This is a genomic window from Pleurocapsa sp. FMAR1, assembly GCF_963665995.1.
Lineage (GTDB): Bacteria > Cyanobacteriota > Cyanobacteriia > Cyanobacteriales > Xenococcaceae > Waterburya.
Genome location: NZ_OY762512.1, coordinates 3,296,371 through 3,323,370, shown reverse-complemented (window position 1 = coordinate 3,323,370; position 27,000 = coordinate 3,296,371). Strand labels below are relative to the sequence as shown.

22 protein-coding genes and 1 pseudogene are annotated in these 27,000 nt (G+C 39.3%); 10 read left to right on the top strand and 13 right to left on the bottom strand.

The genetic code is table 11. The features are described from left to right. Complete coding sequence (clpB, locus tag SLP02_RS16195) at nucleotides 1-2,733, bottom strand: ATP-dependent chaperone ClpB (RefSeq protein WP_319421728.1); 2,733 nt, start codon at nucleotides 2,731-2,733, stop codon at nucleotides 1-3. A 328-nt stretch (nucleotides 2,734-3,061) separates the two neighbouring features. On the opposite strand from clpB, the gene SLP02_RS16190 reads away from it, so the two are divergent. Beyond that, on the top strand, nucleotides 3,062-3,379 hold the full coding sequence (locus tag SLP02_RS16190; RefSeq protein ID WP_319421726.1) for a 2Fe-2S iron-sulfur cluster-binding protein: 318 nt from the start codon (nucleotides 3,062-3,064) through the stop codon (nucleotides 3,377-3,379). Between the two features lie 119 nt (nucleotides 3,380-3,498). On the opposite strand, the gene lepB is transcribed toward SLP02_RS16190, so the two are convergent. Continuing rightward, nucleotides 3,499-4,056, bottom strand: a complete 558-nt coding sequence (lepB, locus tag SLP02_RS16185; RefSeq protein ID WP_319421724.1) for a signal peptidase I — start codon at nucleotides 4,054-4,056, stop codon at nucleotides 3,499-3,501. Nucleotides 4,057-4,087: 31 nt separating this feature from the next. Between lepB and SLP02_RS16180 the strand changes: the two genes are divergently transcribed. Then, nucleotides 4,088-4,756, top strand: a complete 669-nt coding sequence (locus SLP02_RS16180; protein WP_319421723.1) for a phosphorylase family protein — start codon at nucleotides 4,088-4,090, stop codon at nucleotides 4,754-4,756. A 48-nt stretch (nucleotides 4,757-4,804) separates the two neighbouring features. On the opposite strand, the gene ttcA is transcribed toward SLP02_RS16180, so the two are convergent. Both ttcA and SLP02_RS16170 read right to left on the bottom strand, forming a co-directional pair. Beyond that, on the bottom strand, nucleotides 4,805-5,617 hold the full coding sequence (gene ttcA, locus SLP02_RS16175) for a tRNA 2-thiocytidine(32) synthetase TtcA (RefSeq protein ID WP_319421722.1): 813 nt from the start codon (nucleotides 5,615-5,617) through the stop codon (nucleotides 4,805-4,807). A gap of 154 nt (nucleotides 5,618-5,771) precedes the next feature. Beyond that, nucleotides 5,772-5,921, bottom strand: a complete 150-nt coding sequence (locus SLP02_RS16170; RefSeq protein ID WP_319421721.1) for a hypothetical protein — start codon at nucleotides 5,919-5,921, stop codon at nucleotides 5,772-5,774. 630 nt (nucleotides 5,922-6,551) lie between these two features. On the opposite strand from SLP02_RS16170, the gene SLP02_RS16165 reads away from it, so the two are divergent. Beyond that, on the top strand, nucleotides 6,552-7,688 hold the full coding sequence (locus SLP02_RS16165; RefSeq protein ID WP_319421720.1) for an ATP-binding response regulator: 1,137 nt from the start codon (nucleotides 6,552-6,554) through the stop codon (nucleotides 7,686-7,688). 10 nt (nucleotides 7,689-7,698) lie between these two features. On the opposite strand, the gene SLP02_RS16160 is transcribed toward SLP02_RS16165, so the two are convergent. Both SLP02_RS16160 and SLP02_RS16155 read right to left on the bottom strand, forming a co-directional pair. After that, nucleotides 7,699-8,871 (bottom strand): LptF/LptG family permease, encoded by a 1,173-nt coding sequence (locus SLP02_RS16160; protein WP_319421719.1) that lies wholly within the window; start codon nucleotides 8,869-8,871, stop codon nucleotides 7,699-7,701. A gap of 73 nt (nucleotides 8,872-8,944) precedes the next feature. Continuing rightward, nucleotides 8,945-9,319 carry a winged helix-turn-helix transcriptional regulator gene (locus SLP02_RS16155; protein WP_319421718.1) on the bottom strand — a complete coding sequence of 125 codons (375 nt, stop codon included), beginning with the start codon at nucleotides 9,317-9,319 and terminating at the stop codon, nucleotides 8,945-8,947. 101 nt (nucleotides 9,320-9,420) lie between these two features. On the opposite strand from SLP02_RS16155, the gene SLP02_RS16150 reads away from it, so the two are divergent. After that, the gene (locus SLP02_RS16150; protein WP_319421717.1) at nucleotides 9,421-10,782 is read left to right on the top strand and encodes an efflux RND transporter periplasmic adaptor subunit; all 1,362 of its coding nucleotides are present in this window, start codon (nucleotides 9,421-9,423) and stop codon (nucleotides 10,780-10,782) included. A gap of 129 nt (nucleotides 10,783-10,911) precedes the next feature. After that, nucleotides 10,912-14,187: an efflux RND transporter permease subunit gene (locus SLP02_RS16145; RefSeq protein ID WP_319421716.1), complete on the top strand. Its 3,276-nt coding sequence runs from the start codon at nucleotides 10,912-10,914 to the stop codon at nucleotides 14,185-14,187. A 47-nt stretch (nucleotides 14,188-14,234) separates the two neighbouring features. Here the strand turns inward: SLP02_RS16145 and SLP02_RS16140 are convergent, their stop codons facing one another. Continuing rightward, the gene (locus SLP02_RS16140; protein ID WP_319421715.1) at nucleotides 14,235-14,924 is read right to left on the bottom strand and encodes a J domain-containing protein; all 690 of its coding nucleotides are present in this window, start codon (nucleotides 14,922-14,924) and stop codon (nucleotides 14,235-14,237) included. Nucleotides 14,925-15,118: 194 nt separating this feature from the next. After that, nucleotides 15,119-16,072 carry a cysteine synthase A gene (gene cysK / locus SLP02_RS16135; RefSeq protein WP_319421714.1) on the bottom strand — a complete coding sequence of 318 codons (954 nt, stop codon included), beginning with the start codon at nucleotides 16,070-16,072 and terminating at the stop codon, nucleotides 15,119-15,121. 455 nt (nucleotides 16,073-16,527) lie between these two features. Between cysK and SLP02_RS16130 the strand changes: the two genes are divergently transcribed. The 3 genes from SLP02_RS16130 to SLP02_RS16120 are packed head-to-tail and all read left to right on the top strand — an operon-like array spanning nucleotide 16,528 to nucleotide 20,741. After that, complete coding sequence (locus tag SLP02_RS16130; protein ID WP_319421713.1) at nucleotides 16,528-18,780, top strand: hypothetical protein; 2,253 nt, start codon at nucleotides 16,528-16,530, stop codon at nucleotides 18,778-18,780. Nucleotides 18,781-18,802: 22 nt separating this feature from the next. Beyond that, nucleotides 18,803-19,789: a GTPase gene (locus tag SLP02_RS16125; RefSeq protein WP_319421712.1), complete on the top strand. Its 987-nt coding sequence runs from the start codon at nucleotides 18,803-18,805 to the stop codon at nucleotides 19,787-19,789. A 13-nt stretch (nucleotides 19,790-19,802) separates the two neighbouring features. Next, on the top strand, nucleotides 19,803-20,741 hold the full coding sequence (locus SLP02_RS16120; RefSeq protein ID WP_319421711.1) for a hypothetical protein: 939 nt from the start codon (nucleotides 19,803-19,805) through the stop codon (nucleotides 20,739-20,741). 170 nt (nucleotides 20,742-20,911) lie between these two features. Here the strand turns inward: SLP02_RS16120 and SLP02_RS16115 are convergent, their stop codons facing one another. The 3 genes from SLP02_RS16115 to SLP02_RS16105 form a co-directional block, all read right to left on the bottom strand. After that, a complete protein-coding gene (locus SLP02_RS16115; protein ID WP_319421710.1) occupies nucleotides 20,912-21,328 on the bottom strand; it encodes a DUF309 domain-containing protein in 417 nt (138 codons plus the stop codon). A 6-nt stretch (nucleotides 21,329-21,334) separates the two neighbouring features. After that, on the bottom strand, nucleotides 21,335-21,706 hold the full coding sequence (locus SLP02_RS16110) for a ferredoxin-thioredoxin reductase catalytic domain-containing protein (protein WP_319421709.1): 372 nt from the start codon (nucleotides 21,704-21,706) through the stop codon (nucleotides 21,335-21,337). Between the two features lie 77 nt (nucleotides 21,707-21,783). Next, complete coding sequence (locus SLP02_RS16105; protein WP_319421708.1) at nucleotides 21,784-22,647, bottom strand: M48 family metallopeptidase; 864 nt, start codon at nucleotides 22,645-22,647, stop codon at nucleotides 21,784-21,786. 975 nt (nucleotides 22,648-23,622) lie between these two features. On the opposite strand from SLP02_RS16105, the gene SLP02_RS16100 reads away from it, so the two are divergent. Further along, nucleotides 23,623-23,826 (top strand): hypothetical protein, encoded by a 204-nt coding sequence (locus SLP02_RS16100; protein WP_319421707.1) that lies wholly within the window; start codon nucleotides 23,623-23,625, stop codon nucleotides 23,824-23,826. 143 nt (nucleotides 23,827-23,969) lie between these two features. Beyond that, a complete protein-coding gene (gene ruvA / locus SLP02_RS16095) occupies nucleotides 23,970-24,620 on the top strand; it encodes a Holliday junction branch migration protein RuvA (RefSeq protein ID WP_319421706.1) in 651 nt (216 codons plus the stop codon). A gap of 12 nt (nucleotides 24,621-24,632) precedes the next feature. On the opposite strand, the gene SLP02_RS16090 is transcribed toward ruvA, so the two are convergent. Both SLP02_RS16090 and SLP02_RS26745 read right to left on the bottom strand, forming a co-directional pair. Continuing rightward, nucleotides 24,633-26,177 (bottom strand): bifunctional pantoate--beta-alanine ligase/(d)CMP kinase, encoded by a 1,545-nt coding sequence (locus SLP02_RS16090; RefSeq protein WP_319421705.1) that lies wholly within the window; start codon nucleotides 26,175-26,177, stop codon nucleotides 24,633-24,635. Between the two features lie 98 nt (nucleotides 26,178-26,275). Then, nucleotides 26,276-26,575, bottom strand: a pseudogene (locus SLP02_RS26745) (septal ring lytic transglycosylase RlpA family protein); the annotation flags it as partial. Nucleotides 26,576-27,000: the final 425 nt, after the last annotated feature.

The window sequence follows — 27,000 nt, the reverse complement described above, 5'->3', positions numbered from 1 at the left end:
TTACTTTTCTGATGAGACAACTTCAGGTTTTTCATCTGATTTTGGCGGTAATTGCTTTTTTTTATTATTAGCTTTCTGCTCATTTTTCTCAGGTTCAATGGGTTGAGGAGTAGTTTCTTTATCAAAGATTAGCTTTTGGGCTACACAATCTACTACAATTTTGTCTCCTGCGGTATAAGTGTTATCCAAAATCATCGTCGCAATTGGATTTTGTAATTCCCGTTGAATTGCTCGTTTCAAGGGACGCGCACCATAAGCAGGATCGTAGCCAATATCGACAATGCGATCTTGGGCTGCGGTCGAAAGCTCAATAGTGATTTTTTGTTCACTCAATAGGCGTTGAATACCTTCAATTTGAATCGAGACAATCTGTTTGAGTTCTTCTTTTTTCAAGCCATGGAAGATAATTAAATCATCGATGCGGTTGAGAAACTCTGGTCGAAAATGACCCCGCAAAGCTTGATTTACCTGCTTATAAATTTCTTCATAATCCACATCTTCTCCTTTAACATTGAGAATGTGTTCACTACCGATATTGCTAGTCATAACGATAATGGCGTTGCGGAAGTCTACTACTCGTCCTTGAGAGTCGGTAATTCTGCCATCATCAAGCACCTGAAGCAAAATGTTGAACACATCCTTGTGTGCCTTTTCTACTTCATCTAGTAGCACAACGCAGTAAGGACGACGGCGCACAGCTTCGGTTAGCTGTCCTCCTTCTTCAAAGCCAATGTATCCAGGAGGCGCACCCACTAGACGAGATACGGCGTGTTTTTCCATATATTCAGACATATCAATTCGCACCATCGCCTCTTCACTATCAAAGAGGAATGCAGCTAAGGCTCTGGCTAATTCGGTTTTACCCACACCTGTAGGACCCATAAAGAGGAATGAACCTATAGGTCTGCCAGGGTCTTTCATTCCTGCCCTAGCGCGACGAATAGCAGCCGATACTGCTGCTACAGGTTCTTGTTGTCCGATAACTCGCTGATGGAGGTGTCCTTCTAGCTGAAGCAGTTTCTGTCTTTCAGTTTCGAGCAGTCGGTTAATCGGTACACCAGTCCAATTAGCGACAATCTCGGCAATATCTGATTCTGTTACCTGTTCTCGAAGCAGAGTAGTCCCTGCTGATTGGATGTCAATTAGCTTAGTTTCCTTAGCTTCTAAATCTCTTTGCAAAGTTTCTAGCTTGTCATATTTCAAAAGTGCAGCTTTTTCATGGTCGAAAGCTCTTTCTGCTTGATCTAACTGGAGGCGCGTTTTTTCCTCCTCTTCTTTAAGAGCATTAATTTCATCTAACAAGCTTTTTTCTGATTGCCATTGAGCAGATAGTCCAGTTTGCTTACCTTTTAAGGTTTCAATTTCTGCTTTAATTTTGCTTAGTCTTTCCTTTGCTGCTTTATCGACGATCGCCATCCCTGGACGTTGACTTTCCCCTGTTAAAGAGACTTTTTCCATTTCTAGCTGCATGATACGGCGATCGATATCTTCTAGCTCACTGGGCTTAGAAGTGATCTCCATTTTCAATTTTGCTGCTGCTTCATCAATCAGATCGATCGCCTTATCGGGTAGAAAGCGTTCGGTAATGTAACGTTGAGACAAAGTAGCTGCTGCAACTAGGGCAGAATCCGTAATAGTTACACCATGATGCACCTCATATCTTTCTTTCAGTCCCCGCAGAATTGAGATCGTATCCTCAACGGAAGGCTGTTTGACGTATACCTGCTGAAAGCGTCTTTCCAAGGCTGGGTCTTTTTCAATATGCTTGCGATATTCATCTAGGGTAGTTGCCCCAATACAGCGCAATTCACCCCGCGCCAACATAGGTTTGAGCAAGTTTCCCGCATCCATTGAGCCAGAACCTTCTCTTGCCCCCGCACCCACAACGGTATGCACCTCATCGATAAATAAAACTATTTGTCCGCCCGATTCAGTGACTTCCTTTAATACCGCTCGCAAACGTTCTTCAAACTCCCCGCGATATTTCGCCCCTGCAATCAGGCTGCCCATATCTAGAGAAATCAATTGACGGTTTTTAAGAGATTCGGGAACATCACCGTTAACAATTCGTTGCGCCAATCCTTCGGCGATCGCAGTTTTGCCAACTCCAGGCTCACCAATCAATACAGGGTTATTTTTAGATCTGCGAGAAAGCACCTGAATTACCCGACGTATTTCTTCATCTCGACCGATCACGGGGTCAAGTTTACCTGCTTTTGCTGCTTCAGTTAGATCGCGCCCATACTTTTCTAACGCCTGATACTGTTCTTCTTGGTTTTGTTTGGTTACTTTTTGCGAACCTCTAACTGATTTAATTATCTGTTCTAAGTCTTGAGCATCGAGATCAAAGCTGCGCAAAGACTTCTTGCCAATGCGAGCATCTTCAGCAAACCCCATCAGAATATGCTCAATGGAAATAAAATCATCTCCCCAACTGACGCGACAAGCCTCGGCACGGTCTAACATTCGATCTAGGCTAGCCCCTAGATAGAGTTGAGACGAGCCTATTCTGGGCTGACGTTTGGTAAACATCTCTAGCTGTTGCTTGAGACGCAGTGAGTCTATATTTGCTTTGTCTAAAATAGTTGTGGCTAATCCCTGCTGTTCTAAAGCCGCCAAGATTAAATGCTCTACCTCTAAGTTTTGATTCTGAAATAACTTGGCGACTTCTTGGGATTTAACGATCGCATCCCAGGCTTGTTCAGTAAACTTACTTTGGTCGGTAGGCTGCATATTTTAGCTAAATAGGGTTTTTGAATTTTGATAATTGATGATGCTCAGTATAGTCAGGCTTAAATTACTAAATATTAAAGCCAAAAATCACCTTGTCTGAAGACTTAATATAATAATATGTCTTGATAATAATTTTAGTCTTATTTGATAGCCAGTAGAAATCCAATAGTTTGAAATCTGTAGTTTTCCAGTTAATTGTTTTAAGTAACAAGTTCAGATTTAACACTATTTCGTTTTCATCAAAACTTCTGTTTTGAATATGGACGGGGTTTAGACTATGAGATGATAGTAAACTCAGTTGAATTAGCCGCTCAAATTTGTATTTGCAATGTCCAATACCTACGCCGTCGAAATAAATCATCAAGGTAAAACTCAAACTATCCAGGTTGAAGAAACACAAAGTATTTTAGAAGCTGCTACCAGCGCAGGTATTGATTTGCCCTTTTCCTGTAGTGCTGGAGTATGTACTACCTGTGCTGCTCAAATTCTCTCAGGAGAGGTGGAACAAAGTGAGGGCATGGGAGTATCTCCAGAATTACAAGCTGAAGGATATGCCCTATTATGTGTAGCATATCCTCGTTCAGATATTAAACTAGAGTCTGGCAAAGAAGATATTGTCTATCAAAGACAGTTTGGCAAACAGTAAACGAGCAAGAATAGAGGAGATGATGAAGATAGGGAAGATTAATTATTAACCTACCTCAAATACCCTATTACCTCAAATACCCTAATATCTAACCATATAGACATCTTCATGCTCAATGCTTAAACTATGCCAATACGCTCAAAGGGCCAAAATCGCAGTACAGCATGACCAATGATATTTTCTGTTGGTAAAAATCCCCAGATGTGGGAATCATTGCTGTTGTTGCGGTTGTCTCCCATGACAAATACTTGTCCCTCTGGGACTGTAACGGGCATCAGATTATAATTAGGCGGTGCAGCAATATAATCTTCTGCTAAAGGCTGATTATTGACATAAACTATTCCATCTTTAACAGCTACTGTCTCTCCTCCTATAGCGATCGCTCTTTTGATAAACGCCTGGTTTTTTTCGTAACCTAAAAGCCTAAGTTTGGTTGGCGGTTCAAAAACGACAATATCTCCTCTGGCTGGAGGATTGAACTTGTATGCCACCTTTTCCACAACCAGGCGATCGCCAATTGTTAAAGTAGGAAACATGGACTCTGAAGGGATATAGCGAGGTTCAGCAATAAAAACCCGAATTAAAAAAGCTAAAACTAGAGCAATAGCGACTGTAGTGCCATTTTCTTTAACATTGCGCCATAAATTAGCTTTTTTATTTATTTCAGTAGAAGGCATAAATTATCAAATGACCAATTATCTTTAAGATGTGAATTTATCTATTAATACTATTGTCGTTCCTCAAGGGGCAGAATACCAGGCTGTCTGTCGTGGCTTACAGCAGAAAGGGAGTAAGATTCAAGTTATTGCCATCCCTATTGGTACAAAAGATGTATTACAAACCTTAGTTAATCGCTCTTTTAAGTTTACTACTCCCCAGAGGGTATTAATTATGGGCTTATGTGGCAGTCTTTCCCAGCAATATTCTGTAGGAGATACAGTCCTCTACCAAGACTGCTGTAATTTAAATCGACAGTATCTTAATTTAGAGCCTGAATTAACTACTATGATCCATAACAAATTATCGCTCAATTTAGTTACGGGCTTAACTAGCGATCGCCCAATTTGTTTAGCTTCCCATAAACGTAAGCTTGCTCAACAATATGCTGCTGAAGCTGTGGATATGGAGGGCTATGGCTATATTAAAGAGCTACAGCGTCAGGGAATATCTGTAGCTATGTTAAGGGTAATTAGCGATGATTTAACAGGTAATATACCCAATTTAAGTCTAGCTATTGATGAGGATGGTAATTTAAAATCTCTGCCACTGGCGAGCGCATTTCTACGTCAGCCTATTGCTGCAATTAGATTAATCAAGGGTTCTTTAATAGGATTGAAAAAGCTGCAACAAATTACTACTAAATTGTGCCTGATGTAAATGAGCTTTGTTCATAATCATTGGTTTATAGCTAATAGCTTTTAGCTTTTAGCAACTACTAGAAGATCCTTTACCAAGGCTAGCAAAATCAAATAATTCTGGATCTGCCAAATGAGAAGGAGAAACATTTTGCAGACTATGAAACAGACTATTAATTCTTCCTGGAGATTCTCTTTCCCACCTTTGAAGCATTTGCTTGATCTGGACTCGCTGTAAATTTTCTTGACTACCGCATAAATTACAGGGAATGATGGGAAACTCTCTTGCTTTGGCGTATTTTTCAATTTCCGCTTCCGCACAATAAGCCAAAGGACGAATCACAATATTCTTCTTATCATTGCTTAAAAGCTTGGGAGGCATAGCTTTAAGTTTTCCACCATAAAACATATTGAGAAATAAAGTCTCAACAATATCATCACGATGATGTCCTAAGGCAATTTTATTGATTCCTTCTTCTGTGGCAACCCGATAGAGAATCCCCCGACGCAGACGAGAACACAAACCGCACATGGTTTTGCCTTCGGGAACTATACTTGTGACAGTACTATAGGTATCCTGTTCGACAATGCGATAAGAAACGTTTAAGGCAGCTAAATAATCTGGCAAGACGTGGGTGGGAAAACCAGGCTGCTTTTGATCTAAATTGACTGCCAGTAGCTCAAAATCAACAGGGGCTTTGCGCTGTAAACTAAGCAGCATATCTAACATGGTGTAAGAGTCTTTCCCGCCAGATAAACATACCATAACGCGATCGCCTTGCTCGATCATCTGATAATCGGCGATCGCTTTGCCCACTTGCCCACGCAATCGCGCCTGAAGCCTTTTGAAATTATTAGAAGTACGAACCTTAGTCGCTTCCATATCTTAATATTTTTATACTATGAATGCTTTTTTGCATTGTTTTATCGTATCAACTATTCAAGAAAATCGTCTTGCCTTCGGTAATTAAGGCGATCGCCTGACCAAAAAACTAAATATAGCGTTTTCTAGTTGATTTCGATTGATGTTTTGATTTTTATTCAGGAAATGACTGTCGTAATGTTTGAGTTTTACGAATTTCCTGATGTACGCTTAAGCCAATTTCTATCGCTTCAGATAATAGTTGTTGATAATCCTGAGCATTATGTTGAGACAATGAGCCTAAATTGATTAAGCCAGACTCCAAATTAGCTAATAACTGATGCGATTACTTGCCAGATGGCAATCGCAATTAACAATTTTTTCTAGTTCAATACTTTTTTGTTCGAGAATTTCTTTACAATTAAAACAGGAATATAAATAAATTTTAAGAGCCAGGGTACATGAAACAGATTGTCTTGATTGCAGGATTTGAATTCTTCTACACTAACTTATATCGTCAGGCTGCTAAAATAGCTTGTACGCACTGTGAAGAGTTAGAAGTTATAATTGTTTAGCAATCGCGACATTACTACAGATCCTAAAAAAGCATAAACTGCCTTTATCGATCTATCTAAAATTTTTTTGAGCGGTAAAAATTTGCTCACTAAAACCTTTTTTCTGCTGTTTTTTACTCTAATCAATCGATTTATTAAGCTGTCTAGATCTTGCAGATATCTGTGTAAAAAGTTAACTTGCCCTTGATAATCTCGAAATAAAGATCATCAAGAAATTTTAGAGCTAATATTTTGTCTTTTTCATTAAAAAATACTGGATATGTAGACATAACATCCTTTGACAGTATCTATCAAAATACAGACGAGTTAGCTAAAATTATATTTTTAATCTTAAAAACCACCAGAATTAATACCAACAATTGATCAATGTTAAATGTTAAATGTTAAAACGGATTCTTATACTCATTGAACATCAACAGAATCGGCAAATGTTATCTCAATCTCTTGCCCAAGATTATCAGGTCTTGTCTCCTGAAGTGAAAGAAGATTTTGTCGTGGTTGGCGAACAAATGCTATCTGAAGATTTTGATTTGTGCTTTATTGACTTTGGGGCAATCTATTACCTACGAGCAAAAATGGAGGCTAGAAGAGAAGCAGAATCACCGATATTTTTGCCTTTTGTTTTCTTGACGACTTTAAAAGATGTTGGTCTGTCTACAGATCATTTAGAACAGTTAATTGACGATCTTATTTATCTGCCGATTAGAAAAATTGAACTACGAACAAAGTTAAGGGTGTTGTTGCGATCGCGTTCTTCCTCTTTAGGGCTTCAGGCAGCGCAATTAAAATTAAAAGAGGCTTTAATTCAAGAGCAAGATTTAAATCAGTTAAAATCTCGATTTGTGTCAATAGTGTCCCATGAGTTTCGCAATCCTCTCAACAGCATTTCTGGCATGGCGCAAATTTTCGAGCTATATGGAGATAATTTACCCCCTGAGAAAAAAGCAGAGCTTTTGCAGCAGCTACAGCGTAACGTTAGTAAGATGACAAATTTGCTGGACAATGTGCTGGTTCTTGGTCGCAAAGACATGGGTAAACTTGAGTTTAATCCCGCATCACTGAATTTGAAAATTTTTTGTCGCGATTTAATAGCTGAAGTACAAACAGTTTTTGAGCATAAGCAAACCGTTAACTTTGCCTATCAAGGAGAACAAGAATTCAACTTAGATAGTAAGCTACTCCATCCTGTGCTGACCAATTTACTATCTAACGCCTGTAAGTATTCTCCCAAAGATAGCGCGATCGATTTTGAAGTTTCTTGCCAGACGGAAGAGATAGTATTAGCCATCCGCGATCGCGGTATTGGTATTCCCGCAGCAGATATCCCCAATCTCTTTAATTCCTTTTATCGTGCCAGTAACTCTCAAGGATTTCAAGGTACGGGTTTAGGTCTGGCGATCGCTAAAGAATATATCGAGTTACACCAAGGGGCGATCGCAGTCTCTAGTGAGCCAAAAGTAAGCACTAGCTTTGTGATTACTATTCCTGTCAAAACAACAACGAATAAATCTACTTAGCACTAAAGTATTATTCAGTTGTCTTAGCTAACAATCCACCTGCTGCGCCTAAACCTAATAAATTTGGTGACCATGCTGCTAGCCAAGGAGGGATAACCCCTGAAATTCCTATTGATTGAGAAATAAAAGATACAAGATAATAAGCAAAAATTAGTCCAATACAGATACCGAAACTAGTGGTTTTACCTGAGTTTTGAGGGGTAATCCCTAGGGCAACACCGATTAAGGCAAATACCACACAAGCAAAAGGGATGGCAATTTTTTCTTGAATCCGAACTTGCCATTTACGAACTCTTTGTTCATCAGCACTACGTTTAATTATTTCTAAATATTTTCTAGCTTCAAAGATATTCATTTCATCGGTGTTTTTGCCTTCTTTAGTAATATCTAAAGCAGTTTTGGGAAGTGCCAGTTGTTGATGCTGAAAACGCACTATGTTGTTATAGCTACCGTCTATGCCAATTAAATAAATTGTGCCATTGTAAAAGTCCCAAATATTTTCTAACACATTCCATTTAGCCGATCGCGCCGTGACGATTTGACTAACCGAGCCGCGAGAACGATCTAATACCGTTAGATTTTTCATTTGCTCCCCGTCAAATTCTTCGGCATAAAACAACCGCGTTAGTACTTCTTTGGTTTGGGTTTGATCTCCCTTTATGGGAATTTCTGTGTATTCGTCATATAAAATATTCTCAGTCTTAAAATTGGGTTTAGTCTCTCCAAGTGCTTTTTCGAGGGTGACTGAAGCCTGATAATTGGCAGCGGGAGCAATAAAATTATTAAATAAAAAGGCAAGGGCAACAACACACAAGCTAAAGGCGATCGCTGGCATAATTAAACGATAAATATTAACCCCAACACTACGTAGGGCAATTAATTCGCTATCGTTAGATAAACGACTATAGCTCATCAATGTCGCTAGCAAGATAGACATGGGAAACGCCAGCACGATGAATCCTGGCATTTTCAAAATCAGCACTTTAACAGCTACTCCCCAAAACAAGCCTGAGTCTGTGACCTTGCGAATCAATTCAAATACTGCGCCAATAGATAGACCTAAGGAAGTAAAAATTCCCATGCCAAACAAAAACGGTAAAATCAACTCCCTGATGATGTAGAGGTTCATTACCGACAAACCTAAACTTGCTCGATCAAATAGCTTAACTGCACCGATTTTCATATTTTATAACTGGAAAAAATTTAGCTGTAGCCTAATCTTTATTTTGCTATTTATTGGTAATCTTTGGGTTTTTCTACTGAGCGTTTTTGTAACGACGATTGCAAATTATCTTTAGTTCTTTTTGATGATCCCAAGCCCAATCTGCCAAGACTTCTATAGGCTCAATTAACTTTTTACCAAAAATAGTCAAATTGTACTCTGTCTTAGGAGGGATGACAGGATAAACCTTTCGTTTTACAATGTTGTTTGATTCTAGCCTTCTCAACGTTTGGGTCAGCATCTTTTTTGAAATTCCAGGAATTTCTCGCTGTAGTTCACTATACCTTTTAGTATCTTGTTTCAAGACATATAAAACTGGCAATGTCCATTTGTCACCCACAATATTGATTAGCTGACGTACTGGGCAATCTATATCTAGGAGGGGTTCTTGTTTTTTTTGGGAAACCATGAAGTAACTATGATACTAAACAGTACCTACTTGCGATTAAGAGTCTATATGCGTCATATTATAGACCAAGGATAAAATTTTAATTATATATTTATATTGCTATGAGAAAAAGTGCGATGTCTTCGACTAGCTACGCAATCGCCAGCAAAACTATTAGCGTATCTTTACTATTTTTTGCTTTAGTAGGATGTGGCAAAAAGCCAGAAGCTCAAGCTCCCCCGCCCCCTGCTGCTGTAGAGGTTAAAGATTTGAGTAAGTCTACTGTCCAGACTAGCTCTGAATATGTAGGAAACCTAGAAGCCAAACAAAGAGTAGCCCTTGCTCCTAGAGTTGATGGCAGAATTCTCAATATTGCAGCCACAGAGGGAGATCCAGTCAAAAAAGGAGATCTGATTGTTGAACTGCAATTGAACCAAGAGCAGGGACAAGTTAATGCTGCTGAGTCTCAAGTAAATATTCAGCGAGCTAACATCAATAGTGCTGAGGCAGATTTAAGAGGCGCACAGGCAGAAGTAGCTCAAGCCGAAGCAGCAGTTGAGCAAAGTAAAGCAGACTTGGTAGAGCAACAAGCCCAATTAAAATCAGCCAAAACTAACCTAGGTAGAAGTCAGTTTTTAGTCAAAGAAGGGGCGCAGTCCCAACAGGTTTTAGACGATCGCACTAGGGACGTAGATGCAGCACAAGCAAAGAGTAATGCTTTAAAAGCGGCAGTCAATTCTAGTCAAAAAGCTCTTGGCGCAGCACAGGAAAAAGTAACTGCCTCCAGATCGGCGATCGCAGGACAACAGGCTGCTCTCAAACAAGCACAAACAAGAGTAGGCATTGCTAATGACACTCTTGACTATAATCGACTTACTGCACCCATAGATGGGACAGTGGGCAATATTCAGCCCAAAGTGGGTGATTATGTCGAGGCAGGAGATCAAGTAACCAGCATCACTAAAGATGATGCTTTTGAGCTAAACATTAGCGTTCCCATAGAACAGGCTGCTAACCTAAAGACTGGTTTACCCGTTGAGATTATCGACCCCCAAGGAAAAGCGATCTCCAAAGGAGATATTAGCTTTATTTCACCAAAAACCGATAGAAGTAGTCAGGGGATTTTAGTCAAGGCAGCATTTAATAATGACGGTAGATTAAGAGACGATAGCTTTGCAAGAGCTAGAATAATATGGTCACAAAAGCCAGGGCTTTTAATTCCTACTGAGGCAGTATCTAGTATTGCAGGCAGAGACTTTGTTTTTGTGGCGGTAGAGAAAAAACAAAAAGACGGTTCAACTGCTATGGTTGCCAAACAAAAGCCTGTAGAGCTAGGAGAGATTCAAGGTCAATCTTATCAGGTAATTTCTGGGTTAGAGTCAGGGGACAAATTAATTACCTCTGGCATTCTTAATCTAGCCGATGGTATGCCGATTAATCCTGGAGAAGAAACCGCCACCAGTAAAGCAGTAAGTAGTAAGTAGGGCGGGCAAACCAAAAATGAAGTTAAATAACGTACTGGAAAAACATCCTTGCCCACCTCACAAGATTAAAACCCGATGCTTGGGGTTAATCAGCAATTAGTAATCAATAACTAGTAATTAGTAATTAAAATGCTTCTGAGTATCTCCGACCCATTTATCAAACGTCCAATTTTAACGACAGTTTGCGCTGCCATTATTGTGATAGTGGGGGCAATAAGCATTCCTATATTGCCTATTTCCCAATTACCCCAAATAGCCCCAATTCAAGTAGAAGTAAGTTCGACTTATATTGGCGCAGATGCAGAAACCGCTGAAACCAATGTTACCACCATTATTGAACGAGAAATCAATGGGGTGGAAAACATGAGCTATATCTCCTCCAACACTAGTAATAATGGTGTCAGCAATATAACAGTTTCTTTTCCTCCAGATGTAGACCGCGATATTGCTCAGGTAAATGTGCAAAACAGGGAGTCTTTATCAGAACCGCGGCTACCAAGCGTTGTGCAACAAACTGGTGTAACGGTACAAAAATCATCTCCAGACTTGCTGCTGGGGATTGCCTTTTTTGCCGAAAACGGCGAATATGACGACCTGTTTTTGAGTAACTATATCGACCTTTATTTACTCGATCAGGTAAAAAGAATTGAAGGGGTAGGACGGACAGTTATTTTTGGCGAAAGAAAATACGCCATGCGTCTCTGGCTCGATCCTGATGCTTTGGCTGCGCGCAATTTAAGTCCAGAAGATGTAGCTGATGCCTTAGAAGAACAAAATATTCAGGTGGGTGCAGGAAGCATTGGGAAACAACCCACCCAAGACAATCAAAGGTTTGAATTTACGCTTCGGGCGACTGGTAGATTAAAAAGTGCTGAAGAATTTAATGATTTAATAGTAGCCACTGGAGAAAACGGTAATTTAATCAGGCTAAGAGATATTGGCAGAGCAGAATTAGGAGCAGAAAACTATGATACCTCGGCAACGTTCAAAGGGAAGCCTACGGCAGGGATGGGGGTGTATCAACTTCCTGGCAGTAATGCCTTACAGGTTGGTAGCGCAGTTAAAGAAACAGTTGCCGAATTAGCTAAAACCTTCCCTCCTGGAATGACATATGAAATTGCCTTAGATACTACGGAATTTGTCCAGGTATCGTTGAAAGAGGTGATTATAACTTTGGTGCAGGCGATTTTGCTAGTAGTTTTAATCATTTTTATCTTCCTGCAAGACTGGCGCACCATGATTATTCCAGCACTCGCCATTCCCGTATCTTTAATCGGTGCCTTTATCTTTCTCAATGTTTTTGGCTTTCAAATCAACACTCTGACTCTATTTGCCATGGTACTTTCTACAGGGTTGGTGGTAGATGATGCAATTGTGGTGGTAGAAGCGATCGCTACTAAAGTAGAACGAGGCATGAAGCCGCGTATTGCAGCAGTTGATACTATGAACGAGTTGAGCGGGGCGGTAATTGCCACCTCTTTGGTCTTGATGGCAGTGTTTATTCCCGTGTCCTTCTTTCCTGGTTCAACAGGAGTAATCTTCAAGCAGTTTGCCCTGACAATTGTCTTTGCGATCGCTCTTTCGACCTTTAATGCCCTTAGCTTTTCCCCCACCATAGCAGGTATTTTATTACGCCCGCCCAAAGAAAGAAGAGGTATTTTAGGCAAGTTTTTTAATAAGTTTAATCAGGGTTTTGACTGGATTAACGTTAAGTACACCCAAGGCATTACTTTTTTATCAAAAAAATTCGTCCGTCCTTTTGTCATAGCGGGTTTTACTGCCCTGATTATCTTTACCTATTTTCTTTATAACTTAATTCCCACAGGCTTTATCCCTGAAGAAGATCAGGGTTATTTTTTTACCATTGTTCAAGCACCTGATGGCGTATCGCTCAACTACACCCAGGAGATAATGGAACAGGTGGGCAATAAAATGAACGAAATTGAAGATATTCAAAGCAATTTTGCCTTAAGTGGTTTTGGTTTTGAAGGTAACGGCAGCAGTCGCGGTTTTGTCTTTAGTAAGCTCAAGCCTTGGGATGATAGACCAAACCAAGATCAGTCAATTTATGCAATTCTTGGTCGTCTTAATGCTTCATTCGGGGAGATTAAAGGTGCTAGAGCCTTGTCGGTTAATGCTCCGCCTGTTAGGGGTTTAAGTAGTTTTGGGGGGTTTGAATTTCAACTCCAGGATCGTGTTGGGTTGCCAATCTCAGTCCTGGTGGAAAATTCCAATAAAATGATTGCTGCTGCCAATAAAAGACCAGAAATTGGCGCAGCTTTTACTCAGTTTGCAGCTAATACGCCCCAAATTGAGGTGAATGTAAATCGCGATCGCGCTAAAGCAATCGGCGTTGATATAGACGACGTATTTAATACTCTCCAGTCTTATCTTGGCTCTAGATACGTTAATGATTTTGTCCTAGGACAAAGACAATACCGCGTCTATATTCAGGCAGACGGCAATTTTCGCTCTAACCCGCAGGATATTAATAAGCTTTATGTTAATTCCGCAAGTGGACAGTCAGTCTCTCTAGGTACTTTAGTAAGTCTCAAGAAGTTCACAGGACCTTCAATTATTACCCACTACAACTTATTCCGCACTATCAAAATTCAAGGCTCTCCTGCCCCTGGCTTTAGTACAGGACAAGCAATCAAAGCCATGGAAGAAGTGGCAACAGCAACTTTACCTGCTAGTTTAGGTTATGAGTGGACTGGTACAGCTTTACAAGAAAAATCCGCTGGGGGACAGTCGGGGCTGATCTTTGGCTTGGGCTTATTAATGGCGTTTTTAGTTCTTGCTGCTCAATACGAAAGCTACGTAGACCCGATTATTATCATACTAACTGTACCTATGGCAGTTCTAGGTGCGATCTCAGCTATCTGGATACGAGCTAATCTTCTCCAAGCTGGCAGTATTTGGCCGATCATCAACAACGATGTGTATGTCCAGGTTGGTTTGGTAATGTTAATTGGGCTAGCTAGTAAAAACGCAATTCTAATTGTGGAATATGCCAACCAGTTAAAAGCCCAGGGACTAAATACGGTCAAAGCAGCGATTAAAGCAGGACAAGAGCGTTTTCGTCCTATTTTAATGACGGCCATCTCTAGTTTGGTTGGCTTTTATCCTTTGGTAGTAGCCACAGGCGCGGGTGCATCTAGCCGTTGGTCACTGGGGACAGCCGTATTTGGGGGATTGCTCTTGGCTACGGTCTTAAGTTTATTCTTAGTTCCTTCTCTATATATCATCATCAAAAGTTTAGAATCTTTCTTCAAAAAAGATAAAGACTCTGGAGGATCGGGAAATAATGGCAAGACTAATAATTCTAATAATGGTCGCCTCGCACCCAAGGAAAAATCGCCAACCGACCTAGCTCCTAACTATCGACTTGATTCAAATCAGTAAAATTGGACAATTTTCGCTAAAAAACAGACTAAGGGACACTGTTTGGCTCACAGAAGAAATTCAATTTTTTCTTGAGCCTGACAATGTAATTTGCCTGCGATTCTAAATATTTCTTGACCTGTATGTAGATACTGATCGTTATAGTTCATGGTGAACCACTTTAATTCTTTAATACCGTCGCCAATGTGGTTAATACAATAGTAAATATTAGCTGCTACTCCTGCTACTTGAGGTGGATTTGGCTGAGAAGCTAGCTTTTGCTGTGCTTGTTCCCAATAATCATTGCAGGTATCTAAATAAGTCTCAAAATCTTCCATTAATAGGTCATCAAAAGGATCTGCTGCTAGCTTTTCGATTTCTATTTTTAGAGGATGAAGAATCTTGGCTACTAAACAATCAATGGGAAGATAAACTTCTCTCAACCATTGCTGATAGCTGATTTCTGGACGACTAGTGGTTTTATGTCTGCGATACTGTTGTTGTGCTGCTGTATTTCTTGCCTGTCGCTCAGCCAAAAAATCGCTGGTTTGACCAAGTTGTTGCTGTTGATCGTACAAGCGTCGGCTACGGCGATCGCCTAATATTTCATAAGCAGCATTAAGAGCAATAATTCTGTCACAGTCTTGGATTTCTGATTGGCTATCTGGATGAAACTGCTTGGCTAAACGTCTATAGGCGAGCTTAATTTCTTGCTGGGTGGCTTTTGAGTTAAGTTGGAGTGTTTGATAATGATTCACGACTCGACATTAGTGAATGTATATGTACCTAATTTAAAGGGTAAGTGAGTTCAGAAATGAGAAGTTCAAAAAATTTAGGAATTATAGTTTGTTTAACTAAATCGAGCTAAAAGTGAGGGCGACCCCGCGCCGACGTAAGGCGCAAGGGAACGCGCCCGAACCCGAAGGGCTAATGACTAAGAGCTAAAAACTTTTTAATTAAATACAGGCTGTTCTAAATCAGCAAACAAAGGAGTACTAAGATAACGTTCACCAAAGCTAGGCTGGATCATCACAATTAGTTTATCTTTGTTTTCAGGTCTTTGCGCTACTTTAACTGCTGCTGCTAGGGCTGCACCAGTGGAAATGCCAGACAACAAGCCTTCTTCACGAGCCAAACGACGACCAAAATCAATTGCCTCATCGTCCGTAACCGTGACAACTTCATCAATCAAATCTAGTTTTAGCACTTCTGGGACAAACCCTGCACCAATGCCCTGTATTTTATGAGAACCTGGATTTCCCCCCGAAAGTATAGGGCTGCCTGTTGGTTCTACGGCGATCGCCTTTAGCTCTGGTTTGTATCTTTTCAGGACTTCTGCTATTCCTGTAATTGTTCCACCTGTACCAACTCCCGCTATAATCATGTCAACTTTACCCTCTGTATCTGCCCAAATTTCTTCGGCGGTGGTACTTTTATGAATCTCAGGATTGGCAGGGTTATTAAACTGTTGCAACATATAAGCATCGGCAAGACTATCACTTATTTCCTGAGCTTTTCTAATACAGCCTCCCATTCCTTCAGTACCAGGGGTTAGTTCAAGCTGTGCGCCATAGGCTTTTAACATTGCCCGTCTTTCCTTGCTCATAGTTTCGGGCATAGTCAAAATTAGCTTGTATCCTTTAGCAGCAGCAGCCATCGCTAGGGCGATTCCTGTATTCCCAGATGTGGGTTCAACTAATATTGTTTTCCCAGGGGTAATTTCACCCATGGCTTCAGCAGCATTAATCATATTAACCCCAATACGGTCTTTTACCGATGCTGCGGGATTCATTCCCTCTAGCTTGACTACTATTTGGGCAATGCATCCTTCTGCTTGAGGAATGCGATTAAGTTTTACTAAAGGAGTGTTACCAATCAACTCAGTAACGTCGTTCGCAATTTTCATGGGTGGCAACGAGGTACAAATCAAGATTTTCTCTAATCTCTATTGTTACAAATTTCGTTGCTCAATTCATAAAAAAGTATATTTTTCTATTAACCTTTAGTAACCTTAAATAACTAATTTAGAAGTGAGATCGCTTTATTCAAAGGCTCTAATTTTATGGCGATCGCAACTCACTACTCACAAATTAAAAACAATAACGATTACAGAGATTCTATAGCAGCAGGTTCATCATCCAGATCAAGCTCGCTCATCAAGCAAAAATAACGATCACGAGGCAATTCTTTGGGTAGCAGGGTTAGACTAGGACAAACAGATATTTTCTACACTTAACTATGGCTTGTTTGGGCAACGGTAGTTTTTAGTGCGATTGCGAAGTTAGCCTAAGGCATCGCATTTTGGTTGTATCAGCGAGAACAAGCAGTTCAATAAAAATACTATTTACTAATAGAAAAGTCATGCAAATTGCTACAACCGAAAGAACTAAGCAAATTCAAGCAATACTAAATCGACGACTTCCTCTCAGGGAAAAGATTGCTACTGTTGAAGCTAATTTGCGATCGCTATCTCGTTCTTTAGAAACTCTATCCCAACAAGGGAATGCTTCTCTCATTTTCTCCCGTCAAAATCGCGATAACCCTTCGGGTACGCTACGCGAACGCCCAATCTCTCAAGTTAACGAACCAGAAGAACAAAGCAATCTACAACAACTAAATTTTCTCCAATTACAAAATCAAATTCAATCTCAGCTAGTAGAATTAGATTTACTCAAAAATCGCTTTAATCGGGACACCATCAATATTGGAGTAATTGGACGAGCTAGACAGGGAAAAAGTCGTTTACTGCAAAGTCTAACGGGATTATCGAGTAATGAAATTCCTACAGGCGATCGCGGACACTGTACTGGAGTTCGCAGCACGATTCTACATCAGCCTGGAATAGATACCTATGGAGAGATTACTTTTCATTCAGAGCATTCTTTTTTAGAAGAAATTATCGCTCCCTACTACCAAGATTTAGGTTTGGGTCAATTACCCTACAGTTTAGATGAGTTTGCTCGCAATCCCTTATCTTCTCGTCCCATTCATTTATCTAATACAGCAGTAGCAGAAGGAAAATATGAGTATTTACAAAGATATCATCATTATTTGCCTCAATACCGTCATCTGTTAGGAAAATCAACCTCAATTAAAATTACTAAGCAGCAAATTAGAGAATATGTGGCGCAAGATAATCTAAAAGGCGAACGAGTTTATCACAACTATTTAGCAGTTAAAGAAGCCAAAATATTTTGTACTTTTCCTCATCCCGATATAGGACAAATTGCTTTAATTGATATGCCAGGATTGGGAGATACGGGAGTAGGAGACGAAAAAAGGTTGATCGAAATTTTGTCTCAGGATGTCGATCTGGTATTAATGGTACGTCTTCCCAGTCCACCTGGGGAATATTGGAAAGATGTAGACTTAAAGTTATACGATACAGCTAGCAGAGCTTTAACTGCTTTACCCTTTAAAGAGTGGTCTTTTCTGATTCTTAATCAGACTGAGGCTAATTCCCTCATTGGAGACAATTCAGTTTATTGTCAAGATTTAAAAAGCGATCGCGAAAATAAGGGATTATATTTTGCTGACTGTATCACCGCTAATTGTGCCGATTCTTCAGCAGTCAATCAAAAACTACTCGATCCTGTTTTAAATTATCTAGTCGATCGCATTACCGAACTCGATCTTGCTTATGTATCTTCCTGTCAGGAAAGTTTATGGGAACTACAGCAAGAAGTAGCAGCAGAATTAAACAAAGCAAGCCAGATGTTAAAAGGTTTGGCTCAAAACGGTAATTATTTTCCTAAATTTATCGAATTATTCGATCGGCTTTGGGTAGAGTTGGCCAGTGGCTTAGAAGAATTACTGCAAGGCTTACGAGAAGAGAGAGACATAGAAAACTTAGAATTTAAGCAGCAGGTAGAAGCTGCGGTTACTGCTTGTCGAGAAGATAACGGCATTCCTACAGAGAATGAAATTGAGAAAATGCGTCACAGTAAGGGTGGCTATCCTAATGCTTATTATGAATATCTTAATGAAGTTCGCGCTCACTTATCCCAACACTTTCTGCTTCTAGATGATGTTCTCAAAAAAGAAATAAACAAAGTTAAAACCCAAGTCGCTCAGATACTTATAGAGCATGGTAAATTGGGTAATCTAACTGAAACTAGGGAAGCAGAATTTATTAGTGCGATCGCCGAAATTATTCCCGACAATCTCAAACGTCTTAAATTAGGTTTTAAGACATTAGCTGAGTTCGATCTTTCCTATCGTGGTTTGATTCAGCATCGCATTCGCCAACATCTTGACGATCTAACTCCTGATGAAACCTCTTTGCAGCTTTCTCCTTCTCCCTCCGCTGCGGAAGTGTTAAGCTGCTTAAATTCTCTCCACGCAGAAGCTATTTATAAATGTGAATCCGCTTTAGACGATTTGTTAGCCGAACCCAATCAAGCTGCATTTGCCATTGTCGAAGAGTTTTTAGATCGCATTTTAAGAGCCAAACAAGTCAGACAAGAATGGCTCAAGTTCTTACAGGAAATCTACGATCGCGTTTGGAGCGAAGAATTTGAAGAGTTTGGTCATAATAGCAAAATAAGCCAACAGTGGATGGTTGAAGTTGAGAGCGCGATCGTAGCTAATAAAAAAGACAACTTTCAATTTTAAAACTCAAGATTAGGAAATCTCAATGCAAGAACTCAAAATCACGATGCTGGGTGCAAGTGGGGTAGGTAAGACTACTCTGTTGACAGCAATGTACGAACAGTTTGAAAGCAATATTGGTAATACTAATTTACAACTGACTCCTGATGACGAAAGTGCTGCAATTCTACAAGATCGTTTAATCGAGTTAAAAAGCTTGGTTGACGTATTTGAAGCCAGGGGAAGAGTAGGAATTGAAGGTACGGAGGCAATGGCTGGTCCTGAGTCTCTACGTTCATTTTCTTTTGGCTTAGGTAGAAAAGGCGAAACCCCCTCTCTCAACCTACGCTTTTACGATTATCCAGGAGGATATCATGCATCTCAAGCCTCCAAGGAAGAGAAAGAGTTTGTCAAAAAGACCTTGCGAGAATCAACAGCCGTTCTAATTCCCATTGATGCTCCTTCCTTAATGGAGAAAAACGGTAAATTTCATGAGAAGATCAATCGACCTCAACAAATCAAAGCCTTATTTAACGCAGCATATCAAAATCTAGATTCCCCTCGCTTAGTAATATTTGCTCCTGTCAAATGCGAGAAATATTTGAAAAATAACAAAACTGCCAAAGAGCTATTAGAAAAAGTCAAACAGGGCTATGCACCCTTATTAGATCACTTTAATTCTCCAAGTTTAAATCCTTGGGTTGCTAATGTAATCACCCCTGTTCAAACAGTTGGTAGCGTTATATTTTCCCGCATGGAAGTAGATAGTGAAAATAATCCTCATTTTTACTTCCGTAAAACCAGACATGATGCAGAATACTCTCCCAGTGACAGCGAACAACCTTTGCGTTATCTACTACGTTTCCTATTGAAACTACATCTAGACTCCCGACAATGGAAATTCTTCAACTTTCTTCGTAATTGGTTGGAGTTAGATAATCATCTAGAAAAGGCAGTCAATGAGTTTGCACGTGGTTGCAAAACTAACGGCAGTTTTGCAGTAGTAAAAGGTGAAAAGTGGCTAAATATTTAGGAGAAAGCAAAAAATGCCTATTTATATTCAAAGTCGTGGCAAGAAGCAAGACCAAGATTATCGTTGGTTGAGAATAAAATCGGCTGAATATTATCCAGAAAATCCTGATTTTTTAATGCAGTCCATTGGTAATTCCCCATTAAAACCAGTTAATTTGATTGAAAGCCAAAAACAATCTATCATTCTAGTCGCAGATCGAGATAATTATTATTTATTGGTTACTGGCTTAAAAACAAGAGAAGATAGAACTGACTTTACAGGGCGTTCTATCCGCAATTCTGTTCTTTGGATTTGCCAAAAAGATAGTGAAAATATAAAGGTACGTTCGTTATTAATTCGAGTTTTAAAGGGAAAATTAGACCAAGAAATAGATAAAACTGTTAGTGCTTGTGGTGAATATGGTTTTAAAGTTGATTACAAAAGTCTAGTAGAATTATTTAATTCAGTTTTAGATGTAGAAAATAATCGAAATACCGATCCAAGCTGCAAGATTGGCAGTAATTCTGAATCATTACGACAAGAAATTGCTTTGGAGTTACAAACCAATCCTCTTGCCGATCGCAACGGCTTATTGATCTTAGTTACCAGTATTAAATCTGCTTCTGTCTTAAAAGAAACTGCTGTGTGGCGTGGTTTATCCAACAGAATTGATGATCATGAGTTTGAGGAATATTCTTCTTTAAAAACTGTAAATCAACAGGCTCAAAAAAAAACAATATTCCTAGGCATAGCGATCGCCACGCTCTTGTTGATCGTAATAGTACTGTCGATCATCAAATTTACAACATTACAAAAACCACGACCCGAAATTATCCCGACCCCTTCGACAATCCAGGAGAATTCTTCTTCTACATCAAAAGAAGAATTGAATCCGTCAATTGCTCTCATCAAAGCCAAAGAGATAAACTATCCGACATCCTCATATATATCCAACGAAGAATATGGGATATAAATAAGAGCCAGAATTTTTTTGATCCGACGCAATCTCTAGATATGAAACAAGTGATTTTAAAAGAGATAGATTGCTTGTTTCAAGAACTTGATGATATAGATTAGCTTAGATTGGATTACAGCTTATCTATTACAAAGTTACTTAATTGTGCAAGAAGTCTATTCTACTATTTAGACTTTAGCTATATAAGGCATCTGACAACCATCAACCAAATTATTTTGAGGAGCGGCTGAATGCTTTTGCTCTAGCTGTTGAAAAAACTCTTGAGCTTGTTCTGGTTCAAGTTGCTGTAATGTCTGAAGCAATTTAATAGCCTGTTCTAATAGCAGTTCAACATTAACCCCCTCATAGTCTGGCTGATAATCATATAAGCGTCTAACCGCCTCTCCCAAGAGAATAGTTGCTCCGCGTAAGTTGCCATTACTCAAATGGTAGCAACCTACCGCCACCTGCAAAATTCCCTGATAAAACCTTTTGTCTGCTTCGGGAACTTCAACCCAAATTGCTTCTAAGGTATCGTGACAAGCATAAAACTGCTGCTGGTTGAATTCAGCAATACCCTGCTCAAATTTTGCTGCTGTTCCCATTTTTGCTCACTCCATATCTCCATAAAGCTGATTAATTTGCTCTGTGGTAATTTCTTGAGTGTTTCCTGCAAAAGCATTGTCGGCGGTTAGAAATAACATACAGTGACATTTCTTCTCCTCACGCATTGGGACGCAAGGGCAATTCCAATAAGCTTTTTTAACTTCTGCCTCTTTATCTTGATAGTGGCGACAGGGACACAAAGGAGAACCTAATTCTTGCTTATGTTTAGCCAAGCCTTTAACTACCGCAGCAGTAACGGATAAATCGCTACAAAAATAAGTATCAGTACGGCTCGCATATTTTTCGGCAAATTTTCTCATCGACTCCAAGTTTTTATCTTGGTTTTGTTCTGTAGATGTTGATTCTGCTTTAGTCATAACTTTAAATAATTGGGTTTACCGCTCACTTCTTTGATGAATCGAGGCATTAAGTAATCAATATTTAATAAAATCTGTTACCAATTACTCCAGCCGAGCTTTTGCTCTCGATTAATTTGCTGCTTGTCAATTATTGTCTGATATTCTGCTGAACTTGCCCAACGACCAATTTCTCTGGCTCGAATTACGGGAACAGGGTGAGTTAATTGAGCAGTTTGCGCTGCCTGCAAAACTTCTCCTAGGCTATCTGTGGTTATAGAATCATAAGCTTTTGCCTGTTCAATAAAGGCATCTAAGTTTAGCTGTGGGGCGATAGTAGGAGAACCTCCCGCTAGCTTCATCAAGACTGACATAACTACTTTTGGGTCTTGAATGGCTAAAAGAGCAGCGCGATCGCAACTAAATTCTGCACAACGCACCCATTGCAGCATTTGATCCTGTAACGATTGGGCTAAAACGGTTCCCCAAGGTGGCAGTAAGTTAGCTGCTAGCACCAGCATATTTACCATACTCAAATAAACCCCATGTTCACACTTAAGATGACCTAATTCGTGAGCAATTACTGCCTGAATTTCTTCGGGAGTAAGCATTTCAATCAAAGACGTATGAAGCATCACAAAAGGTTGTTTGCCTCTCATGGCAAAAGTATAGGCATTGGGAGTAGGGTTTTGCTGGACGTATAGCTGAGGTGGTTCTAAATCTAGAATTTCAGAGGCTTCTAACAGTAATTTATGGAGATGAGGTAGCTGTTTTTCGCTAACTAGAACACTAGAGGCAATATTATTCAGATAAAAAAACTGCTCCCCCACTGAACCTAAAACACTCCGAATAGCTATATCTATTCCTGGTATTTGCTTCAAGGTATTAGTTGCCTGCAAGTCTAGAGGATGGCGAAAGAGATCGGCTTTCAAGCCAATTAAAGCTTTTTTTGATAAATTCATCAAGGGAGTACCACTACTAAATATATAGCTAATAGCTAAATTTTTGATTTAGCTATTCTATCTCGATCTTAGTATTATCAGTATGTTTTTGCCCAAATGTATTGCTACAATTTAAAGTCCGCTTGTCTCAGTCACAATATCTACATATTTATCTAAAGCTTGACGAGCAGTGTGCAAAACTGATTGTATAGTCATTCCAATTAATTTCCTCATGATTTACTGTTCAGAGGTCAGAAGAGTTTGAGGTACTTATAAAAGTTGTCCCTTTTCGTATGGTTTCTATCTGAAATGACTATAAGTGGTGATAAATTTATAACAAGTGATAGACAATTAGTGACGTTAAGAAGCAGACTAAAGTTCATCTGAGTTCATGAGTAAGATTGCTTCTTTAGTTATTCCATTCGTTTTTGAGAGCAAGTTGAGAATTGAATAGAGCAATCATAAATCTTATGTCTTAAAAATACTAATTTATTACCTACTATGGCTTGGGGTATTGCTTGTTTACTTTATATGAGACTGGGAATCCGTGAGGTACTTGAAGCTCAATCGTTAATTTTGCAGTAGAGATTAAATAAGGTCAAAATTAATGTTGCAATATTATTACTATTTTTTGATTAAGCCTCGTATTTATATGGGAAATATATTCAGCAAAAATACTGAAAAAGCCAAGAACACATGGTGACTTAGGTAAGATCACGGTTGATTTAGACTTAAAAAAAAAGCCTAATATAAGTTATATCTCAAATAAATAATAATAAATACAATAATATTCAAAGCAAAGTTGCCAAAAAACTATTGTCCGATCGCAAAATAATCACTATCTGACAGTAAGCCTGGTAGCTTTGTTTTGTATTTTGTATCAGACAGCAGATTCGCAAATATTGCAGATCCAAAGCATATCATCTGTATTTATATATCAATAACTGAGATTAAAAACAATACCGTTAAGCAACTATTTTCAACAAGGAGTTGGCGATGAAAATTGAAAATGTAACAGGAATTAATGGCTACACTTTGCTAATTTACAGTTCTGTTGATCATTTATATCGTTTTAGTATTATTGATGTTTCAGGAACAGCATTTAATTTTGATAGTATTTTCTTAACTGCTGAAGAAGCCAATATTAAAGGGCGCGCAGCTGTAGAAATGGCTTGTGGCTTCGATCGCAATCAACATTAGTATTAATTTAAAATCAAGCCATTGCCAGTTGGCTATTTTTACATCGAGCTAATTTATCTCTGCAAAAGCTGAGTATTAAAGGTTTTAAACAGTTACCATAAACGAATATAAGGGAATAAATAGCTGTTTAGACTACGAAATTAATGATTAGTTACCTTAAGGGTAAAAAAGTAGAAATTGTCAAAAATACTCAAAATCGCCTTTTTTTGATTTTGGAGGTTAATAATATTGGCTATGAAATGCAAATCTATTCTCGTTTTGCACGTCAGTTAGATGTAGAGCAAGATGAATTGCTGCAAGTTTTTACTCATTTACAGATCCAAGAGGACAAACAAATTCTTTATGGTTTTCCAACGCTAGTAGAGAGAGATTTGTTTCGTCAGTTAACTGCTGTTAGCGGCATTGGGATGCAGCTGGCGATCGCACTAATTGATACTTTGGGAATATCAGAGTTGGTTGGGGCAATAGTTACCAGCAATATTCCTACTCTGACTAAAACTCCTGGTGTGGGCAAAAAAACCGCAGAGAGAATTGCTTTAGAATTAAAGACTAAGCTAGCGGAATGGCATAAAATCTCCAATATATCTGGCGTGGAAGTACAGCAGCCTGATGCTGTTTTTGCTCCCAAGCCCGAAATTAAAGAGGATTTGGAAATGACCCTTTTGGCTCTTGGCTATACAAATGAGGAAATTGAACAGGTTTTGACTGCTCTTAGTCAAGATAATCAATTACTTAAAAATAATAACGTAGAAGAGTGGATTAGAAGTGCGATCGCTTGGCTTAGTGGAGAATAAATCAATTATCAATTAAATTTGATTATAGAGTTCGATGATTTTTTCAATTACTTCTTCGATAGTAAGATTGTCAGTAATCAATTCAACCGCATCATCGGCTTTTTTCAAAGGTGCGATCGCTCTATTGCTATCTTGTTCATCTCGCTGTTGGATATTTAAAGCTAGTTGTTCAATACTAATATCATCTCGTCCTTGATTTTGTAGATCTTGCCAGCGTCTTTTAGCTCTCTCAGCGACGGTGGCAGTCAAAAAGATTTTTAATTCCGCGTCAGGAAAGACACTGGTGCCGATATCTCTGCCTTCGGCGATCAAACCGCCTGCTTTACCCCATTGCTGCTGCATCTCTACTAGTTTGGTTCTTACCTTACTCTGGGCAGCGATCGCCGATACATTTGCCGTAACTTCTGGAGTACGAATAGCATTAGTTACTTCTTGTCCATCTATATGCACTACCGTAGGTAAATTAACGGCGTTGGGGGAGGTTAATTTTAGACTAATATCTTGAATCAAAAGCGCGATCGCTGGTTCGTCATTAATGGCAATTTTAGATTGCATCACTAACCAAGTTACAGCCCGATACATTGCCCCTGTATCCAAATAAAGTAAGCCAAGTTGATGAGCCACATGACGAGTAACGGTAGACTTTCCCGCTCCCGCAGGACCATCTATAGCTATAATTGGCTGACGTTTTTGCAACACGATATTATCAATTAAACGAGTAGAGCCGACATAAGCAGCGATCGCCAGTAATCCTTGCTGTTCAATCTGGTTTAAAGATTGAAGATTTACAGGATCAATTAGGTCAACGTATTGAATTTTAACTCTTTCTACAGAACTTAATTCTTGTTTGACTAAATTAATCAAGGCTATGGCTTTTAATTCTCCCCGATAAAAGGCTGCTTTTGCTTTTTGGAGGCTACTATAAATTCGAGCAGCTTCTTCCCTTTCAATAGGCTTGAGATATTGATTACGGGAGCTTAATGCTAGTCCCGATGCCTCTCGTACAATAGGACAACCAATGATTTCTACAGGAATATGCAAATCTTGTATCAGACGGCGGATAATAGCTAGCTGTTGGGCATCTTTTTGTCCAAAATAAGCTTTGTCTGGCTGAATAATGTTGAAAAGCTTAGTGACTATGGTGGCAACTCCTGTAAAGTGACCAGGACGGTATTTGCCGCATAGCGCTTGTGTCATATTTTGGGGAGGAATCACTGCTGTAGTGCTATTTAACGCCTCTGTATCTCCTCCACTATTCATTTCTTGAGGACTGGGGGCAAAAATCAGATCTACTCCTAACTCCTGACAAATCTGAAGATCTTGTTCTAGCTGACGCGGATAGTTAGCTAAATCTTCTTGGGGAGCAAACTGCAAAGGATTAACAAAGACGCTAACAACAACTATATCGTTATCGGCTATCGCCTGCTCGATCAGGCTCAAATGACCCTGATGTAAAGCCCCCATAGTCGGGACTAGACCAATCTGATGCTGATGTTGATAACGATGAATTGCTATTTGAGAACGTAATTCATTAATTGTTTTACACAAAAGCACCATAATTGGTCAGTATCTTGAAATATTCAGGTTAAAGTTCTTTGTTTTCTCATTTTAGATGAGCTTGCCAACTATAGACTGAATATTAGCTGTAAAACATTCTACTGTCCCAAGACTGTAACCTCAACTGGAGCAACCCCAGAATGAATCATATCTAGAGATTGCGCTGCTGCTGCCGATAGATCTATCACTCTACCTTCAGCATAAGGACCTCGATCATTGATTTTAACGATTACAGAACGATCATTGTTCAGATTTGTCACTTTAACTCTAGTACCAAAGGCAAGAGTTGGATGGGCTGCTGTCAGAGCATTTTGATCGTATGTTTCGCCATTTGCAGTCATATTACCATCAAACCCAGGTCCATACCAGGAAGCGTTACCGTTAAAGGCGTTAGCAACTATAGTTGACTTAGGTGCGACTGTATCTTTTTTTGGTGCAGAAGTTTGAAGAACAGCAGATTTTATATTTGTGGCTGTTTTTCGGTCTAAAAAGCTATCAGCATTGTCAAAATTAAATTTTACTTGCTTATTTTTGGCAGTTGTTACTGTAGGTAGTTTACGTCGCACCTTAGGGGCTTGAAGTTCGGATTTAGCTACTGTGGGAAACAAGACAATCATTGTTGAGGCTGTTGCCAAAGTTAATAGGGAAGAAAGCTTGTAAAACATTTGTCGGTTTAAAGTCATTGTGATTGAGCTATATAGGTTAGATGTTCAATTAAAAAACTCGGTAATATAAAATGTTTTGTTGGCAATTAAACTCAAGACAGATTGAGTATTCTATAAGCAAATAAGTTAAAGACTCGGTAAAATAGTAGTCTTAATTT